20 protein-coding genes and 1 tRNA gene are annotated in these 16454 nt (G+C 70.4%); 13 read left to right on the top strand and 8 right to left on the bottom strand.

What is annotated here, in order from left to right; translation table 11 throughout:
- Positions 1 to 2: 2 nt before the first annotated feature.
- The 5 genes from INT51_RS15310 to INT51_RS15290 form a co-directional block, all read right to left on the bottom strand.
- Positions 3 to 848, bottom strand: coding sequence for an A/G-specific adenine glycosylase (locus tag INT51_RS15310; RefSeq protein ID WP_193106202.1), 846 nt, complete (start codon positions 846 to 848; stop codon positions 3 to 5).
- Positions 849 to 973: 125 nt separating this feature from the next.
- Complete coding sequence (gene mscL, locus INT51_RS15305) at positions 974 to 1390, bottom strand: large conductance mechanosensitive channel protein MscL (protein WP_193106201.1); 417 nt, start codon at positions 1388 to 1390, stop codon at positions 974 to 976.
- A 63-nt stretch (positions 1391 to 1453) separates the two neighbouring features.
- Entirely contained in the window at positions 1454 to 2089 is a 636-nt protein-coding gene (locus INT51_RS15300) for an SAF domain-containing protein (protein ID WP_193106200.1), read from the bottom strand.
- A 128-nt stretch (positions 2090 to 2217) separates the two neighbouring features.
- Positions 2218 to 2553 carry an FmdB family zinc ribbon protein gene (locus INT51_RS15295; RefSeq protein WP_193106199.1) on the bottom strand — a complete coding sequence of 112 codons (336 nt, stop codon included), beginning with the start codon at positions 2551 to 2553 and terminating at the stop codon, positions 2218 to 2220.
- Positions 2554 to 2610: 57 nt separating this feature from the next.
- On the bottom strand, positions 2611 to 3291 hold the full coding sequence (locus tag INT51_RS15290) for a 5-formyltetrahydrofolate cyclo-ligase (protein ID WP_193106198.1): 681 nt from the start codon (positions 3289 to 3291) through the stop codon (positions 2611 to 2613).
- 66 nt (positions 3292 to 3357) lie between these two features.
- On the opposite strand from INT51_RS15290, the gene INT51_RS15285 reads away from it, so the two are divergent.
- The 6 genes from INT51_RS15285 to INT51_RS15260 all read left to right on the top strand — a co-directional run bounded on the left by INT51_RS15285 (position 3358) and on the right by INT51_RS15260 (position 8608).
- Positions 3358 to 3984, top strand: coding sequence for a GNAT family N-acetyltransferase (locus INT51_RS15285; RefSeq protein ID WP_193106197.1), 627 nt, complete (start codon positions 3358 to 3360; stop codon positions 3982 to 3984).
- A gap of 36 nt (positions 3985 to 4020) precedes the next feature.
- The gene (locus INT51_RS15280) at positions 4021 to 4905 is read left to right on the top strand and encodes a hypothetical protein (protein ID WP_193106196.1); all 885 of its coding nucleotides are present in this window, start codon (positions 4021 to 4023) and stop codon (positions 4903 to 4905) included.
- Between the two features lies 1 nt (position 4906).
- Complete coding sequence (locus tag INT51_RS15275; protein ID WP_193106195.1) at positions 4907 to 6118, top strand: alanine racemase; 1212 nt, start codon at positions 4907 to 4909, stop codon at positions 6116 to 6118.
- A 76-nt stretch (positions 6119 to 6194) separates the two neighbouring features.
- Entirely contained in the window at positions 6195 to 7505 is a 1311-nt protein-coding gene (locus INT51_RS15270; RefSeq protein WP_193106194.1) for a D-arabinono-1,4-lactone oxidase, read from the top strand.
- A 63-nt stretch (positions 7506 to 7568) separates the two neighbouring features.
- Complete coding sequence (locus tag INT51_RS15265) at positions 7569 to 8459, top strand: inositol monophosphatase (RefSeq protein WP_193106193.1); 891 nt, start codon at positions 7569 to 7571, stop codon at positions 8457 to 8459.
- 76 nt (positions 8460 to 8535) lie between these two features.
- Positions 8536 to 8608: transfer RNA gene (locus tag INT51_RS15260), tRNA-Ala, on the top strand.
- Positions 8609 to 8841: 233 nt separating this feature from the next.
- Here INT51_RS15260 and INT51_RS15255 read toward each other — a convergent pair.
- Together INT51_RS15255 and INT51_RS15250 are read right to left on the bottom strand one after the other, a co-directional pair.
- Positions 8842 to 9636 (bottom strand): ABC transporter permease, encoded by a 795-nt coding sequence (locus tag INT51_RS15255; protein WP_193106192.1) that lies wholly within the window; start codon positions 9634 to 9636, stop codon positions 8842 to 8844.
- Positions 9629 to 10642 (bottom strand): ABC transporter ATP-binding protein, encoded by a 1014-nt coding sequence (locus INT51_RS15250; protein ID WP_193106191.1) that lies wholly within the window; start codon positions 10640 to 10642, stop codon positions 9629 to 9631. Before INT51_RS15250 ends, INT51_RS15255 begins: the two co-directional genes overlap by 8 nt.
- 92 nt (positions 10643 to 10734) lie before the next feature.
- On the opposite strand from INT51_RS15250, the gene INT51_RS15245 reads away from it, so the two are divergent.
- The 4 genes from INT51_RS15245 (at position 10735) to INT51_RS15230 (ending at position 13613) form a co-directional block, all read left to right on the top strand.
- Positions 10735 to 11364: a TetR/AcrR family transcriptional regulator gene (locus INT51_RS15245; RefSeq protein WP_226832564.1), complete on the top strand. Its 630-nt coding sequence runs from the start codon at positions 10735 to 10737 to the stop codon at positions 11362 to 11364.
- Between the two features lie 317 nt (positions 11365 to 11681).
- On the top strand, positions 11682 to 12080 hold the full coding sequence (locus INT51_RS15240) for a GntR family transcriptional regulator (protein WP_193106190.1): 399 nt from the start codon (positions 11682 to 11684) through the stop codon (positions 12078 to 12080).
- 1 nt (position 12081) lies between these two features.
- A complete protein-coding gene (locus INT51_RS15235; RefSeq protein ID WP_226832562.1) occupies positions 12082 to 12792 on the top strand; it encodes an ABC transporter ATP-binding protein in 711 nt (236 codons plus the stop codon).
- Positions 12789 to 13613, top strand: a complete 825-nt coding sequence (locus INT51_RS15230) for a hypothetical protein (protein ID WP_193106188.1) — start codon at positions 12789 to 12791, stop codon at positions 13611 to 13613. Before INT51_RS15235 ends, INT51_RS15230 begins: the two co-directional genes overlap by 4 nt.
- A gap of 50 nt (positions 13614 to 13663) precedes the next feature.
- Here INT51_RS15230 and INT51_RS15225 read toward each other — a convergent pair whose 3' ends face one another.
- Complete coding sequence (locus INT51_RS15225; protein WP_193106187.1) at positions 13664 to 14002, bottom strand: hypothetical protein; 339 nt, start codon at positions 14000 to 14002, stop codon at positions 13664 to 13666.
- 137 nt (positions 14003 to 14139) lie between these two features.
- Here INT51_RS15225 and INT51_RS15220 point away from each other — a divergent pair, with 137 nt between their 5' ends.
- Genes INT51_RS15220 through INT51_RS15210 form a run of 3 tightly spaced genes read left to right on the top strand, consistent with a single transcriptional unit; the run spans position 14140 to position 16291 of the window.
- Positions 14140 to 14859 (top strand): alpha/beta fold hydrolase, encoded by a 720-nt coding sequence (locus INT51_RS15220; protein ID WP_193106186.1) that lies wholly within the window; start codon positions 14140 to 14142, stop codon positions 14857 to 14859.
- The gene (locus INT51_RS15215; RefSeq protein WP_193106185.1) at positions 14852 to 15694 is read left to right on the top strand and encodes an alpha/beta fold hydrolase; all 843 of its coding nucleotides are present in this window, start codon (positions 14852 to 14854) and stop codon (positions 15692 to 15694) included. Before INT51_RS15220 ends, INT51_RS15215 begins: the two co-directional genes overlap by 8 nt.
- Positions 15695 to 15745: 51 nt before the next feature.
- Complete coding sequence (locus tag INT51_RS15210; protein ID WP_193106184.1) at positions 15746 to 16291, top strand: LysR substrate-binding domain-containing protein; 546 nt, start codon at positions 15746 to 15748, stop codon at positions 16289 to 16291.
- Positions 16292 to 16454 lie beyond the last annotated feature (163 nt).

Below are 16454 nucleotides of genomic sequence, written 5' to 3'. Positions count from 1 at the left end.
GCTCAGGGCAGCCGCAGCCGGTCGGCCTCCCGCACGGCGAGCCCGTCGACGACCAAGGATGCCGTACAGCGCTCCACGCGAGAGGGGTCATCGGGATCCAGGACGAGCAGGGCCTCGATCACCGCCTCGCCCTCCTGGCGCAGCACGGCCATGATCTTCCCGCGCATCTGGCGGTCTGTCCCCTCGAATGCCTGTCGACGACGGGTGCCCTCGGGTGCGGCGGGACGTCCCGCCGCGAACCAGGCGCATCCTGCCTCGGCGAGTGGGCACTGCATGCACTGCGGTGACCGCGCCGTGCAGACGAGGGCACCGAGTTCCATGACGGCCTGGTTCCAGGCGACGGAGCGTTCGCGCTGCGCGGGCAGGCTGCGCGTGGCCAGCGAGCGTTCGGAGCTGCTGTACGAAGGCGCCGGCAGTGCGTCACCCTGCACACTGCGCGCGAGCACACGGCGGATGTTGGTGTCGACCACGACCGCGCGATCGTGGTGGGCGAAGGCGGTCACGGCTGCGGCCGTGTACTCGCCGATCCCCGGCAGGGAGCGCAGGGCCTCGACGCCTCGAGGCACGGCTCCGCCGTGGACGCGCACGATCTCCCGTGCACATTCCTGCAGGCGCAGGGCACGCCGCGGGTAGCCGAGCCGGTCCCAGCGGCGCAGCACCTCTGCGGTCGGCGCAGCTGCCAGGTCTGCCGGCGTCGGCCACTGCTGCATCCACTCTCGCCAGCGGGGGAGGACCCTGACCACCGGGGTCTGCTGCAGCATCACCTCGGAGACGAGGATCGCCCACGCCGAGACGCCCTCGTGGCGCCAGGGCAGGTCACGGCCCTGCTGAGCGAACCAGGTGATCACCGTGTCGACGACGGCGTCCTGGACCCGGGCGTCGCCGGGGGTCTCCCGATGACGGACGCGGGGCGGGACCTCTCGGCCCCGCCCCGCGTCCGCGTGGTGTGATGCCGAAGCATCGCCCTTATCGGTCAGAGCTGCGGCCCCGCAGCACCGCCACGCTGAGCGGTGAGGGCGTCGCGGATCTCGGTGAGGAGCACGATGTCCTCGGACATGACGGTCTCCTCCTCTTCGGGAAGGCCACGACGCTTGCGGTCGAGCTTGCGTGCGTGGGAGATGGGCAGCACGAAGACGAAGTACACGACGGCGGCCGTGATGGCGAAAGCGATGATCGCGGAGAGGATCGCGCCGATATCGACGAGGGTGGAGTCGTTCGTGATCGTGAAGGCGAGGCCGTTCACGTTGCCACCGCCGAACACGTTGATGATCGGCTGGATCAGATTGTCCACGAATGCGCCGATGAGGGCGGTGAACGCAGAACCGATGACGACACCGACCGCGAGGTCGATGACATTGCCCTGCATGACGAAGTCCTTGAAGCCCTTCATGGGACATCCTTACGAGTTTTTCGAGGGGGTAGGGATGGGCCGCCGAGGCGACCCACGGGGACTCTAACCGATGATCGAGATCGTCAACCAACCTTCACTGATCGCGTGAGCGAGCTCTCCTGCGCGGTGTCGGTCCAGGGCAACCAGCAGATGTTCCTGCCCGGAGGAGTCGCTCCCCATGACCGAAGGCTCCGACCCGGCGGAGGCCGGGAGTTCCACGATCCGGGCAGGAATCCGCACGGCGGCGTCGGCGTCCGGGCTGGAGCTGAGGATCTCGATCCTCGCTCCCGGTGCCAGATGGGGCACGAGGACTGCGGGGACGGGGACCGCCATCAGGGCGGAGCCCTCCGCGATCACGGCGGTGCCGTCGCCGTCGAGCAGACCGGGCAGGATCGGAGTCCCGGCCGGAACTGACAGGGCTGTACGGCGTCCCAGGAGCTCTGCAGGGTCCGAGGCCACCTCGGGGGGCGCCAGTTCCGCCGCCACACGAAGCGTGTGCAGGTGCTGCTCCTCCAGGACGGTACCGATCGGGAGATCGGCGCTGGCCACCACGATGGTGGCTCCGTGCAGCCGAGAAGGCAGCAGCGAAGGGATGAGCACGGCGAGGATGAGCGCCGCGGCGAGCAGCGCCAGGGTTCGACGACGTCGACGCAGGGCACGACGCCAGAGCGGGAACTGAGCGCGGATCGAAGTGAGCATGACTGAACGCTAGGACCGGCGTCCCGCCGATCAGGCCGGGTCGCCCTCGCGGTGGATGACTTGGCCCTGGGGAGGAACCGTCATGCCCACCGGCGGGCGGCGCCGACACTGCTCACGGTGAGGGTGGCTCAGGAGGCGGAGGCTCCCGCTGCCGCCGGCTGAGTGCTGGCGCTGCTGTCGGACGAGCCTGCCGAGGTGGAGCTCGCGGACTCCGAGGAGTTCGACGACGCGGCGGCATCTCCCGACCCGCTGCTGGACCCGGAAGGCGTCGAGGCCGCGCCGGAGGTGGCGGAGTCCGTGGAGTAGAAGCCGGAGCCCTTGAACACGATGCCCACCGAGTCGAACACCTTGCGCAGGGCATCCTGCGTGCACTCGGGGCAGGTCGCCAGCGAGTCCTCGCTGAAGCTCTGGTACTTCTCGAAACGATGCCCGCAGTTCTTGCAGGCGTAGACATACGTGGGCACGCGAGTCCTCCGGGGTGTTCTGGCGGCGCGACCGCGGACGGCGCGGCCACGCTGATTCTATGACCGGATCGCCGGTCGCGGTGCCCAGGAGCCATCGATCGTGACCAGTGAGACGAGCGCGTCGGCTGTCAGCACGGCAGGGATCGGGACATCGTGCTCCTCGCGGGGGAGCGTGCCCGCCTCGAGCAGCTCGCCCGGATGGACGACGGCCACCACCGCCGCGTCCGCCCGCACCGCGGTGAGTGCTCGGTCGTAGTACCCGGCGCCGTGGCCGATCCGGGTCCCGGAACGGTCCACCGCCACCGCCGGGGCGAGCACGAGCGCGGCTGCGGCGAGAGCACCGGGGCCGAGCCGGCTGCCGGACGGCTCCTTGCCGAAGCCGCGGCCGGGGGAGTCGAGGAACGGGGAGGAGCCGTCCCAGCTCACCCAGTCGAGCTCCCGGCCGGCGGCGACAGGGAAGATCAGGTGGGCACCGAGCTCGGCGAGGTGTCGGGCCAGCGGCATCACGTCGGCCTCCGTCGGGGTCGGGTGATACGCGGCGACCAGCACGGGTTGCGCGGGCGCCGCCGTGAGGGTCGCCTCGACGTGAGCGATCAGTGCCGCAGCGCGCTCGAGCAGCAGCCGCGATTCCCGGGCGCGGTGCGCAGTCCCTGCAGGCCCGCCGTAGGCCTCCGCTCGTCGTGCCCGCAGCTCTGAGCGCAGTTCCTTCTTGTGAGCCGCCATCGCCTCGGTGTCCATGGCCTCAGGCTCCCACAGGAACGGTGTGCGCCACCAAGGGCCAGCGCCCCCGTCTACGATGACGCGATGGTTCACGTGTGGCCGCTGGCACTGCGCGACGGGGAGCTCGCACTGCGACCCCTGCGACGCCGTGACCGCGCAGACTACGAGCGGATGCGCGAGCGCAACCGCGATTGGCTGCGGCCGTGGGACGCGACCGACCCCGAGCGCACTGCGCGTCAGCTCCCTTTCACGACCGTGCGCCGGTGGAACGAGCAGCAGGCCCGGCTGGGCCTGCATCTGCCCTTGGCGATCACGAATCGTGGGCGCCTGGCCGGGCAGATCACCGCCGGACCGATCCAGTACGGAGCCCTCCGCTCCGCAGTGCTCGGCTATTGGATCGATCACGAGCAGGCCGGTGCAGGTCTGGCCCCGCGCTCCACGGCGCTCGTGATCGACCATCTCTTCGCCGAGCTCGGTCTTCACCGCGTCGAGGTCACGGTGCGCCCGCAGAACGCGGCGAGCCTGCGAGTGGTGGAGAAGCTGCATCTGCGGCACGAGGGACTGCGACGCCGCGCGATCCATGTCGACGGGCAGTGGCGGGACCATCTCGTCTTCGCGCTCACGGCCGAGGAGGTTGCCACGGGCGAGGACGGTCACGGCGTTCTCGCCCGACTTCACAGAGAGTTCCCTCCCGACACGCCCGCGCGGTGACCAGGGAAATCACATCGGTGTCATTACTGTGTCGGTGTGGAGTCCATCAATCTCGGAGCCGTGCTTTTCGGCCTGCTGCTGCTGCTGTGGGTGGCGTATGCCCTCCCGCGCACCGCGCGTCGTCGCGACGAGATGGGTCGCGCCCGTGCCGCCGAGCTCACCGAGACGACTTCGGAGGCCCGGGATCTGTCCGAGGCCGTCCACTCCCGCCGCTCCTCCCGTGAGGTGAATGCCGACATGTCCCAGGACCGCCTGCTCCTGCGTCCCGCCGATCCCACCAGCCGCCCGCGCTTCGATGCCGTCCCCGGCACTCGCATCGACGTCCTCGAGGAACGCGCTCGCTCGCGCCGCCTGCTGGCGATCGCCCTCGGGGCCATGGCGCTGGGAACCCTTGCCCTGATCGCTCTGGCTCTCACGCAGGTCATCGCCTGGTGGGTTCCCGTCATCGCGGTCGCTGGCCTGGCGACGTATCTGTTCGGTCTGCGCCGCGCCGAGCTGGAGCGTCGTGCCCGCACCACGCGAGCTGCGGGCCTCGCCCGTCGGGAGCGCGCTGAGCAGGAGACTGCTCGCCGTGCCGCCACGACCCAGGTTTCCGCCCCCGCGGAGGAAGCTGCCGGTGCCATGGCTCCCTCGGAAGCACCGGCGCAGCGCGAGCCCCTCGAGGCCACCGCCGAGCGCGCCGCCCATCAGGTCACCGCCGCGGGCGAATGGACCCCGCGTCCGGTCCCGCGCCCCACCTACGCGATGCGGGGGGACGTCGACGACCTCGCCACCCGCCATGCCGCCCATCGGCAGAGCATGATGGCCACCTCGGTTCCCCTCGAGAGTGATGCCGTCGAGGATCTCGAGGCCGTCGACGAGGCCTACGCCCCCGCCCAGGACCTGCAGCTCGACGAGATCCTCGCCCGTCGCCGGGCCTGACATGAGCGGCCCCTCCCGGATCGCGGCGATCGAGCAGGCGCTCGCGCGGGAGGGCTGGGCCGAGCGGCCGGTGGCGGTCCTGGACCTCGACGCCTTCGACGCGAACCTCGAGGACCTCGCCCGCCGCGCGGCCGGCACCCCGATCCGGGTCGCCTCCAAATCGCTGCGGGTCCGGGCACTCCTGGAACGGGCGCTCGAGCATCCCGGGTACCACGGCGTTCTCGCCTACACCCTGCCCGAGGCGATCTGGCTGGCCAATCGAGGGGTCGAGGACATCGTCCTGGCGTATCCGACGGCCGAACGCGGCGGCCTGCGACTGCTCCTGGCGAGCCCCACGGCGCTGGACGCCATCACCCTCATGGTCGATGAGACCGCACAGCTCGCGCTGATCCTCGACGTGACCGCGGAGATGGGGCTCCGCCGCGGAGGTCGTCGCCTGCGCGTCGCGATCGAGCTCGACGTCTCCTACGCACCGCTGCCCGGCGTCCGCTTCGGCGCGTACCGCTCGCCCGTGCGCACCCCGGAGCAGGCCGTCGCCCTCGCGCGCGAGATCGTGGAGCGGCCCGAGCTTCAGCTCGTCGGCCTCATGGCCTACGAAGGGCACATCGCGGGCGTCACCGATACGGCGCGCACGGCGTACGGCGCGGCCGTGCGCGCGATGAAGAGGCTCTCCCGCCCGGATATCGCCGTCCGCCGCGCCGAGGTCGTCGCGGCCGTGCGCGAGCTCGCCGACCTCGAATTCGTCAACGGCGGCGGCACCGGCTCGATCGAGTCCACCGGCGCCGAGGAGGCGGTCACCGAGATCGCTGCCGGCTCCGGGCTCATCGGCCCCGGCCTCTTCGATCACTATCGGGATTTCCACCCGTACCCCGCGCTGTACCTCGGGTTCTCCGTGGTGCGTCGTCCCGCGCCCGGAGTCGCCACTCTGCTCGGCGGCGGCTGGATCGCGAGCGGCGTCCCCGGCGCGGACCGTCTGCCCACGATCGCTCACCCCGGAGGCCTCGCCTTCGCGCCGCAGGAGGCGGCCGGGGAGGTGCAGACCCCGGTGCTCGGCGCCGCCGCCGACGATCTGCGGGTGGGGGACACGGTGTGGCTTCGGCACGCGAAGTCCGGTGAGCCCGCCGAGCACGCCGCGCACTACGTCCTGGTCTCCGGCGACCAGATCGTCGATACCGCCCCCACGTACCGCGGTGAGGGTGCACTCTTCCTCTGACGGGTTCCGCAGGCCGCTCCGCGACGCCGTGCGGGCACCGACGCCCTGATCACGCACCTCAGGAACGGAGCCGACGATGCGCACCACCAACGCCAGCCACCGCAACTGGAGCGGCTCCGTCCGATGGACTCCCGCTGAGGTTCTCCTGCCGACCTCCGAGGACGAGGTCCTCGCCGCGCTGCACCGCGCCCGTCGCACAGGCAGGACCGTGCGCGTGGTCGGCGGCGGGCACTCGTTCTCCGCCCTGGTCGCGACCGACGGCATGCTTCTGTCCCTGGACAGCTATCAGGGCCTGGTGCGAGCCGACACCGGGACCGGACTGGTCACCCTGCGCGGTGGCACCCGGCTGTGGGAGATCGCTGATCTGCTGGCTCCGCACGACCTCGCCCTGGCGGTCATGGGGGACATCGACCGCCAGTCGATCGCCGGCGCCATCCAGACCGGTACGCATGGCACTGGCGCCCGCTTCACGGGCTTCGCCGGCATGGTGCGAGCCCTGCGCCTCGCCCTGCCCGATGGCAGCGTGGTGGACACCTCGCCCGTGCAGGACCCGGACCTCTTCGAGGCCGCCCGACTCGGACTGGGCACCCTCGGCGTGATCCTCGAGGTCACCCTGGCCTGTGTCCCCGCCTACCGCCTGGATCTCGTCGAGAGCACGCAGGATCTCGAGTCCACCGTGGGCGCCTTCCTGGCCGACTCCTCGATCGCGGACCACCACGAGTTCTTCTGGTTCCCCCGCACCGACCGGGCGACGGTGCGCACCAGTCGCCGGGTGCCGCAGGACACCCCGCGCCGGCGAGCTCCACGCCCCGTCGAATTCCTGCAGAGCGAAGTGCTCGGCAACGGAGCCTGGGACCTGATGTGCCGGGGCGCGGCGGTGGCCCCGCGGCTGAGCCGGCCCGCCGCCGAGCTCGCCTCCCGCCTGTTCGCCGGGCCCCGCGTGGTCGATGATTCCGCCTCGGTGTTCACGGCGCCCCGCCGGGTCCGCTTCCAAGAAACGGAATGGGCGATCCCCGCGGCGCGGTTCGCGGAGGCCTTCACCGCGCTGCGAGCCCGCTTCGAGGACGAGGGCGTCGAGGTCACCTTCCCGCTCGAGGTACGGAGGGTCGCGGCCGACGATGTCTGGATGTCCACGGCGTACGGCCGCGACACGGTCTATATCGCGGCGCACCGACACCATCGGGAGGAGGCAGGGCCCTACCTGCTCATGGTTCAGCGCACGGTGGAGTCCTTCGGTGCGCGCCCCCACTGGGGCAAGCAGCACTGGCTCGGCGCGAGCGAGCTCTCGGCTCTCTATCCGCGCTTCGAGGACTTCCGAGCGGTACGTGCCCTCGCCGACCCCGACGGCGTTCTGATGACCCCGTACCTCCATCATCTGCTGGGATGACGCGGAGGTCCGCCCCCTGTCGTGACCTGCACGCCCGCGTGGTTCCGGCCTAGGCTGGGGATGATGAACACCACAGCGCCCCGTTCCCTCTCGGTCCCCGTGCCGAGCCCCTCCCATCTGCTGGACATCGCGACCACTGCGGCACGGGAGGCCGCCGACTACATCCGCTCCCTGGACCGCGACCACCTGGCCCGCGAGTACAAGACCTCCAGCCACGACATCGTCACCGAGCACGACCGGGCGAGCGAGGAGATCATCGTCTCCGAGCTGCGCCGCCTGCTGCCCACCTGCCGCATCGTCGGTGAAGAGGGCGGCGAACGCCCCGCACAGGGCGGCCCCGTCGGTGGCGACGCGGCCCCCGTGGTCACCTTCTATGTCGACCCCATCGACGGCACCAGCAACTTTGCCGCCGGCTTGCCCCTGTTCTGCGTCTCGATCGGCGTCGCCGTCGATGACGTGCTGGTGGCCGGGGTGATCGACGCCCCGGTGCTCGGCCAGGTATTCACTGCGGCCGACGGGCCCGCCATGCTCAACGGCCGCGAGATCCGGCCGCGCTCCACCCACGCCTCGGCCGATGCGCTCGTGCTGTCCGGCTTCCCGGGTCAGCGGGCCTGCGCCGAGTTCCCCGAGCTCGCCGCACGGGCGTACGCGGGGATGGAGGACGGGCTCTCGGCCATGCGGCACCTGGGCACTGCAGCTCTCGAGCTCGCGTACGTGGCTGCCGGCTGGGCGGACGCGACCGCACTGGCCTCGATCAACTCCTGGGATATCGCCGCCGGATTCCATATCCTGCAGCGCGCGGGCGGTTCCGTGCGCACCTGGCCGGGACGCGGTGCGGTGGGCAGGCCCGACTTCCTCAATCCCGCCTATGTGGCGTGCACCGGCCCCGAGCGCCTCGAGCTGCTCGACGATATCTTCGAGGAGGTCCAAGCCGCTCGCGACGCGGATCTGTGATCCTCGTCAAGGCGGCTGCGACGAGTCGTCACCTGGGGCCCCCCGGTGCTAATCTGTCGTGGTCGCCCGGCGACAAGGGGCTATGGCGCAGTTGGTAGCGCGTCTCGTTCGCAATGAGAAGGTCGGGGGTTCGAATCCCCCTAGCTCCACCCTTGTCCTGAGTCGCGTCATCGTTTACGAACGGTGACGCGGCTCAGGTTTTTTCTGGGGGTTCGCTCACCCGGACGTCGTGATCCTGGGTCGCGACCTGTTGAGCATGGGCTCTGCCCTCCTGAACTCTCTCGGTCTCCGCCGCACCTGGTGAAGGTCATGCCGCCGGCGATGCGTCGAGGGTGGTGAGGCATGCGCCGACGGCAGCGGTCGGAGACCGCACCGCGAGCGCTCACTTCCGTCGAACCAGCGCCCGGGTGGTGATCAGCAGGCCGAGCGCGGTCCACAGCGCCAGGACCAGCAGGTCGCGGGCGTCGGCTGTGAAGCTCCCGGAGGCGATCCCGGCCCGCATCAGGTCCGCGGCGGGCTGGATCGGCAGGGCGGCGTGCACCGTCTGGAACCAGTCCGGCAGCTGACTGGCGGGGAATGTGATCGGCGAGAACAGCAGGACGAAGAACACCAGCACCTGCGAGACCATCTGGGCCAGCATCGGTTGCAGGCTGACGGCGATGGCGTATCCCACTGCTGTGGCCATCGTCGTCACGAGCAGCGAGGCGAGGATGAGCAGCGGCCAGTCGAACGAGAAGGTCAGGTCGAAGCGCAACCAGGCGACGAGGAGCCCTACCGCCACTCCGGGCAGCGCGATCAGCGCCCACACCACGAGGTCGACCAGCAGGAGCAGCGGACGGGCCACCGGCAGCGCGCGCTGGTAGTCGAACGCGCCACTGGCCTTGGCGCGGGAGATGCCCTGCGGGACGATCACCAGTCCGATGGTGAGCAGCAGGATCGTCGGCGCTCCGGAGGACAGGAAGAGCGCGCTGGCAGGGGTGATGTCGGGGATCACGAAGCCGAAGCCGATGATGATCCCGGCGGCGAGCATCGCCTGGATGAGGACGATCAGGGGCAGCATCGCGCCCGTCGCAGCCAACGACCAGTGCATCATCGTGCGGAAGCTGGCCCCCAGACTGACCTGGACCGGCGCGAGGGGATGGGGGCGTGGAGTCGGGACGGCGGTCGCCTCAGGCATGAGCGGTCTCCTGGTGGCTCGGAGCGGGGTCGGGGGCCGGGTCCGCAGTGCGGTCGGCGTCGGGGTCGGCGTGCACGGTGAGGGCCAGGTAGGCGTCTTCGAGCGTCGCCGGGGCCAGCGAGAAGCCGTCGATCCGGTTCTCGGCACGCTGGGCGGTGGCCCAGGCGACCGCCGATGCCGCCTCTGCGGCCGGGACGGTGAGCAGGGTGCGCCGCCCGGTGCGGACCCGGCGCAGCACCGGCAGTTCCAGCTCCTCCTCGGACGGGTCCGCGCCATCGGGTGGCAGCTGCAGCTCCAATCGCAGGTCGCTGTCCTGCGTGCCGCGCAGGTGCGCCGGCGACCCGTCGGCGACGACCCGGCCGCGGTCGAGGATGATGAGCTCGTCCACGATCCGCTCGGCCTCGGCGACGTTGTGGGTGACCAGCAGGACGCCGCTGCCGAGGTCCCCGCGGCGGCGAACGGCGTCCCACAGGAGACGACGGCGGGAGGCGTCGATGTCATTGGTGGGCTCGTCCAGGATGAGCAGCGCGGTGGGCGCCGCCACGGCCATGGCGAAGCCGGTCAGCCGTCGGATGCCGCCGGACAGGCCACCGCCTTCTGGCAGGGCGCGCTGGTCCAGCCAGGGTCCGATATCGAGCTCCTCGGCCAGGTCGACGGCGGAGGCACGGGCATCGCGGGACGACAGCCCGCGCAGGCGGCCGGCGATCTCGATCGCCGAGCGCGGGGTGAGCCCGTCGATCGGGGTCTGTGACTGTGCTTGCAGGGCCACGTGCCGACGGGCGGCACCCGGATGCCGCACTGCGTCGACCTGTCCCACCTGGATCGTGCCGGCGTGGGGTTTCAGCAGGCCGACCACCTGGGAGACGAGCGTGGTCTTGCCGGCCCCGTTGTGGCCCAGCAGTCCCACCACCTCGCCGGGGCGGACGCGGAGCGAGATGTCGTCGTTCGCCACGACCTTTCCGTAGCCGCGGGTGAGTGCAGTGATGCGAAGAACGTCGGTGTCCATGCCATCTCCTCAGATACTTCGGGTACGGGGATACTGACGGTATTTGAATACTGGCGGTACGTCAATGGATGGATCGGCCCTATGATCGGGGGATGACGCAGCTTCCCGAACCCATCTCGCGCCGGGACCGGCAGCAGCAGACCCGTGAAGCGCTGGTCTTCGCGGCTCGGAGCGTGTTCTCCGAGGACGGGTACCACGCGGCGAGCTTGGAGCGGATTGCGCGCGAGGCGGGCTTCTCGAAGGGTGCCGTCTACTCCAACTTCGACGGCAAGTCGGCCCTGTTCCTGGCCGTCATGGACCAGAACCTGGAGCTCGCGGGCGCCGATATCCGCGATCCGTTCGAGCGCCCGGCCAACCCGGCGTCGACCGGCAGGGATGTGGCAGATCGTGAGGGCTTCCCCGTGGAAGCGACCCAGGGGTTCGCCCTGGCGACCCTGGAGTTCATCGCCCGCGCAGCTCGTGACGAGGTGCTCGCCCCGCAGTTGCATCGGCGCCTGGAAGCGGTCCTCGGGCACTACCACGACGTCGCCCTGACCTCGCGCCCCGATGGCGAGACGCTGCCCGCCCAGGAGATCGGCAAGCTGCTGGCCGCGCTGGATCAGGGGGCTGGCCTGATCCTGCTGTCCGGCGACTTCCTCCCGGATCCCGCAGTGTTCAACGCCGGGATGCGGCGCCTGGTCGATCCCGGTCGGGCGATCGCCGAGGAGTCGGCGGACGACTGACCCCCGACGTCGACGCAATGGTGCCGCCTCGCCGCCTTCCCGTCCTGGCTGGCGGCAGCGGAGGGGCCTGACGTGGGCAACTGCGTGGATCCCGTTCTCGACCACGGCACTCCGGGACACGGCCGAGAGTGCGGTGGTCAGCGCTGCGCAGCTGGCTCCGTCCGCTGCGGCAGGGCTGGTGTTCGCAGCACTGGTCGCCGGGATCTGGTCACGACCGACCGTTGCTGAAGCGTTGGGGCCTTTCCACCCCTTGACGGCACCGCATCGTCGTGTCACTGTATTAGGGATCTAATACAACGGTGCAGACGAGGTGATCCGTGAGGTTCGACAGCTCCTCACCCATCTGGGCCCAGCTCGTGGCCGAGTTCTCACGCCGCATCGTGGTCGGGGACTGGGCTCCGGGCGGACGGATCCCCGGCGTGCGCGAGCTGGCCTCGGACCTCGGCGTCAACCCCAACACCGCGCAACGGGCGCTGGCCGAGCTCGAACGGCAGGAACTCTGCCGGTCCGAGCGCACCACCGGGCGTTTCGTGACCGATGACCCGACCCGCATCGACGACCTTCGAGCCGAACTCGCCCGCGACGCCGCCGACGAGTTCATCCGCCGCGCCCGAGGCTTCGGGATCCGGCCGACCCGAGCACAGCAGCTCATCCACGAGAGGTGGGACCGCCATGACACCCACGACCACGACCGCACCGACTCCCGGGAGTCCTGACATGACCGCCACGGAACTCGCGCCGCTGGTCCGCACTCGCGGTCTCACGGTCCGCTACGGCCGCACCACCGCCCTCGACAGTCTCGACCTGGACCTCGTCCCCGGGCAGATCCTCGGCCTGCTGGGCGAGAACGGATGCGGCAAGACGACCCTGATGAAGGTCCTGGCGGGCGTCTACGCCGACTACTCGGGCGAGGCCACCATCGCCGGCCACGCACCCGGACCGAGCTCGAAGGCGCTCGTGTCCTTCCTGCCCGATGCCAGCTTCCTGGCCGACAGCGCCCGCGTGCGCTACTGCCTGGACCTCTACGCCGACTTCTTCGCGGACTTCCAGCGCGAGAAGGCACGCGACCTCATCGGCTTCTTCGGGCTCTCCGAGACGTCCAGACTGCGCGAGATGTCCAAGGGCATGCGCGAGAAGGTGCAGATCTCCCTCGCGATGTCCCGCGATGCCCGGGTCTTCCTCCTGGATGAGCCGATCTCCGGCGTCGACCCCGCTGCGCGCGACGTCATCCTCGACGGCATCCTGCGCTCCCATTCGGAGGACTCGCTGCTCGTGCTCGCCACCCACCTGGTGCATGACCTCGAGCCGATGCTGGACGGCGTCGTCATGATGCGCCACGGGAAGGTCCTGCTCGCCGGCGACGCCGATGACTTGCGAGCAGAGCACTCCGCCAGCCTCGACCAGATCTTCAAGGAGACGTACCGATGATGGCCATCCTCCTCAAGCACGAATGGCTCCGCACCCGGAACCTGCTCGCGATCACCGGGGGCCTGGCGGCGCTCGTCGTCGTCCTCGCCAGCGCGCTCACCGCCCTCGACCTCCCGATCATCTCCACGATCGCGCAGGTCTTCGGCCTCATCGCCCTCACTGCACTCGTCCCGGTGGCCCAGATCGCGCTCGCCGTCGACTTCTGGACCTCCAACTATCGCCGCACCGGGTACTTCACCCACGCTCTGCCTCTGCGCGGATCGACGATCTTCCTGGCCAAACTCATATGGGTCGTCGTCGTCACTCTCGCAGGGCTGGTGGCGACACTGGTCCTCGGCGGTGTGCTCTCGGTCGGGATCTCGCTCCAGGCGGGCACCGAGGTGAACCCCATCCCGGTCCTGCAGGGTCTGTGGGCGACGGTGACGGCGGTCGCCTCACCCGGAATGATCGTCGCCGCGGTCGGTGTCCTGCTGATGATGTACCTGTTCTCGCCCGTCCAGTACTACTTCGCGATCTCGGTGGGCAGCGAGTCGCCACTGAATCGGCTGGGCTTCGGTGGGCCAGTTCTGATGTACGTCGGTGCCTACGTGGTGTTCCAGGTGCTGATGGCCATCGGCATCTTCGCAGTCCCGTTCGCTGTGGCGATGGAGGGCGGCCGGCTCGGGGTCATCCCGTACAACCTCCTGGGTGCCGTGATGTCGCCCGGCGGGGCAGCCGACGACCTCATGCCTGTCGGCTTCCTGGCGCCGTTCCTCCTGATCATCGCGGTCTGCATCTGGCGCAGCGTCCGATCCTGGAACCGGAAGGTGTCGCTGGTCTGAACCGGCGGGCCGGGCGAGCGCGGTCGATCCAGTCCGGCAGGCCACATGTTTCAGAAAGGAGAGATCGCCCGGAGACGGCCGCCAGCGCTGCGGGTGAGCACCACCGCGCTGGCGGGGGCGATCTGTCCGACGCTGCCGGTGAGATGGTCGATCACCACAGCGATCGCGTGGCGCGCCGCGGCGTCCTCGTCGGCCCGGCTGCTCGCGTCCACGGCGAATCGCAGCACCGCGCGGCCCACCCGCCGGTCGCCGATCAGCGGGGCCTCGACATCCTTCTTCTCCACCGCGTGGAGGGTACCCAGAGCGAGCGCAGCCTGCTCCATGACATCTCCGGGGGAGGTGCCCGGGAACAGCTCCCCGATGGGCAGGTGCATGCGGTAGCTCGGCATGACCACAATCTACCGGCGAACCGGGGCGTCACTGCTTCCGAGCACTGCTCCTCCCGAGCGACCTGCCCACGGACCGGGTCGAGCCGGTAGTGTCCCGTCCGGGGCCGCCCGCCGGGCGGCGTAGGGGAGGGACCGCGATGACCACCAGCATCGTGCTGATCCATGCCGTGCGATCCTCGCGCACGATGTGGAAGGGCCAGACCCGACGCCTCCGCGAGCGCGGCTTCCAGGTGATCGCTCCGGACCTTCCCGGGCATGGCCGGCGGCGGGACGAGGCGTTCACGCTGGAGTCCTCCCTGGCCACGATCGACGAGGCCGTGGCTGCCTGTGACGAGCCACCGCTGCTGGTCGGTCTTTCCCTCGGCGGGTATCTGACCCTGCACTGGGCGGCATGGAATCCGTCTCGGCTGGCGGCTGTGGTCGCTGCGGGCTGCACGATCGTGCCGGGGCCGGCGATGGCCCGCATCTACGGACTGTGGATCTCCATGAAGGACTGGCTTCCCGGAGACTCCGATTCCCGCGTGACGCGCTCTTTCGCACGGCGCCACACCCGCAAGGCGGCCCGCCGCTATTACGGGGGCGGTCGCGCCCATGGGGTGGTGCGCACGGTGGTTCGGACCATCAGTTCTCTCGACCTTCTCGCCGACGTCGCCCGGATCGACGTGCCGCTGACCCTCGTCAATGGCGAGCATGACCCGTTCCGCCGCCACGAGGCCCTGTTCCTGGAGGCCGCTGGGGATGCTGAGCTGGTGATCCTCCACGATGCAGGCCATATCGCGAACCTCTCGCGACCCAAGCGCTTCGCCAAGGTGCTGAGACGAGCTGCGCGGCACTCACGGGCGGTCGACAGTGTCTGAGGCCGTGGTCCTGGTCCACGGCACCCGCACGTCCGCGAGCCAGTGGGACCTGCAGCGGCCGGGCCTTCGGCACGCGGGCTACAGGGTGGTCACCCCGGATCTGCCCGGTCATGGGACCCGGCGCGCCGAGCCGTTCACCCTCGCCGCGGCGACCACGACGATCCTGGATGCGGTCCGTTCCGCGGCGGAGACCGTCGGCCCCGCCGCAGTGCACCTGGTCGGCTCCTCCCTGGGCGGCATGCTCGCGATCCATGCTGCGGCCGAGCTGTGCTCAGTCGCGGCGCCCGCCTCTGTCACGCCGCTCGCCTCGCTCACCGTCTGCGGGTCCGCGGTGCAACCGACAGAGCTCACCGCGGGCCTCTACGGCCGCGCGATGACCGCCGTGGATCTGCTCCCCGGTGCCGCACGAAAGGCGGGTTCGTGGCGATCCGGTCGTGGCAGTGGCAGTGGCGGCACCCTGAGTACGGCGCCGACAGCCCCGGACACTCCGACGGCCGAGGCAGCCCCCGCCGTGCTGTCCGTGCTCCTGGGCCGGCGGGCAGTGGACGCCTATGTGCGCGGTGGCCGCGCCGGGCCCGAGGTCGTCGCCCCCGCGATGAGGGCGGTCGCCGGGCTCGACCTGCGCTCCGACCTGCGGTCGATCCCCGTTCCTGTCACGATCCTGAGCCCGCGGTTCGACCAGCTGCGGTGGCACGAGCGCTCCTTCGCCCGCGCAGCTCCCCGGGGCCGGGTCGTGCACCTCAGGTACGGCACCCATCTGGTGAACCTGAGCAGACCCGAGCTGTTCACCCAGGACCTGGTGCGCGTGCTCGGCTCGGCCCGGACGACGGGGTGAACGCGGCGGGCGGTGCTGCGTCCAGCGGGTCGCTCGCCGTAAGCTGGAGCCATGACCCGCCCTGTGCTGCGCGTCGGCTTCGTGCCCGGCGTCGAACCTGATCGTTTCGTGCGCCGGTGGCGCGCGGGACGCCGTCCCGCCTTTCTCGAGACCGTCCCAGTGCCGGTCTCGGCCCAGCGGTCCGTGCTGGAGCACGGGGAGGTCGACATGTGCTTCGTGCGCCTCCCGCTGCAGGCCGATGACCTCCACGTGATTCCCTTGTGGGAGGAGCGGCCGGCCGTGGTCATGAGCGGGGAGAGCACGCTGAGTCTGTATGACGAGCTCTCTGCGACGGAGCTGGGGGACGAGACCGAGATCCCTGCGGCTGACCCCGACGACGCTGCGCAGCGGGTCGAGGTCGTCGCGACCGGTGTCGGCTTCACGCGCCTCCCGCTCTCGCTGGCCCGCCTGCATCACCGCAAGGACGTCACACACCGGCCGCTCACCGATGCCGAGCCGACGCGCATCGCCCTGGCGTGGCCGCGGGCGAAGGACGACGACCTGCGCCAGGAGTTCGTCGGCGTCGTCCGTGGGCGAACCCCGCGCTCCAGCCGCTGACCCGTCCTGCCGGCGACGAAGCCCACCGACAGCGAAGCCCACCGACAGCGAAGCCCACCGACAGCGAAGCCCACCGACGATCATTCCCACGGACCACCCAGGAGACCAGTCATGTCAGAGCAGCCAGAACAGACAGAACAAACCGAGCAGAACCAGCCTCCCC

Origin of the sequence: Brachybacterium sp. FME24, from assembly GCF_014897705.1 — a bacterium.
GTDB lineage: Bacteria > Actinomycetota > Actinomycetes > Actinomycetales > Dermabacteraceae > Brachybacterium.
This window is presented reverse-complemented; position numbering and strand designations above follow the sequence as displayed.

Coding starts and splice junctions, on each gene's coding strand:
- mscL (WP_193106201.1), bottom strand. CDS start 1,390: ATGAAGGGCTTCAAGGACTTCGTCATGCAGGGCAATGTCATCGACCTC.
- INT51_RS15300 (WP_193106200.1), bottom strand. CDS start 2,089: ATGCTCACTTCGATCCGCGCTCAGTTCCCGCTCTGGCGTCGTGCCCTG.
- INT51_RS15290 (WP_193106198.1), bottom strand. CDS start 3,291: ATGGACACCGAGGCGATGGCGGCTCACAAGAAGGAACTGCGCTCAGAG.
- INT51_RS15285 (WP_193106197.1), top strand. CDS start 3,358: ATGGTTCACGTGTGGCCGCTGGCACTGCGCGACGGGGAGCTCGCACTG.
- INT51_RS15275 (WP_193106195.1), top strand. CDS start 4,907: ATGAGCGGCCCCTCCCGGATCGCGGCGATCGAGCAGGCGCTCGCGCGG.
- INT51_RS15270 (WP_193106194.1), top strand. CDS start 6,195: ATGCGCACCACCAACGCCAGCCACCGCAACTGGAGCGGCTCCGTCCGA.
- INT51_RS15265 (WP_193106193.1), top strand. CDS start 7,569: ATGAACACCACAGCGCCCCGTTCCCTCTCGGTCCCCGTGCCGAGCCCC.
- INT51_RS15255 (WP_193106192.1), bottom strand. CDS start 9,636: ATGCCTGAGGCGACCGCCGTCCCGACTCCACGCCCCCATCCCCTCGCG.
- INT51_RS15250 (WP_193106191.1), bottom strand. CDS start 10,642: ATGGACACCGACGTTCTTCGCATCACTGCACTCACCCGCGGCTACGGA.
- INT51_RS15245 (WP_226832564.1), top strand. CDS start 10,735: ATGACGCAGCTTCCCGAACCCATCTCGCGCCGGGACCGGCAGCAGCAG.
- INT51_RS15235 (WP_226832562.1), top strand. CDS start 12,082: ATGACCGCCACGGAACTCGCGCCGCTGGTCCGCACTCGCGGTCTCACG.
- INT51_RS15230 (WP_193106188.1), top strand. CDS start 12,789: ATGATGGCCATCCTCCTCAAGCACGAATGGCTCCGCACCCGGAACCTG.
- INT51_RS15225 (WP_193106187.1), bottom strand. CDS start 14,002: ATGCCGAGCTACCGCATGCACCTGCCCATCGGGGAGCTGTTCCCGGGC.
- INT51_RS15220 (WP_193106186.1), top strand. CDS start 14,140: ATGACCACCAGCATCGTGCTGATCCATGCCGTGCGATCCTCGCGCACG.
- INT51_RS15210 (WP_193106184.1), top strand. CDS start 15,746: ATGACCCGCCCTGTGCTGCGCGTCGGCTTCGTGCCCGGCGTCGAACCT.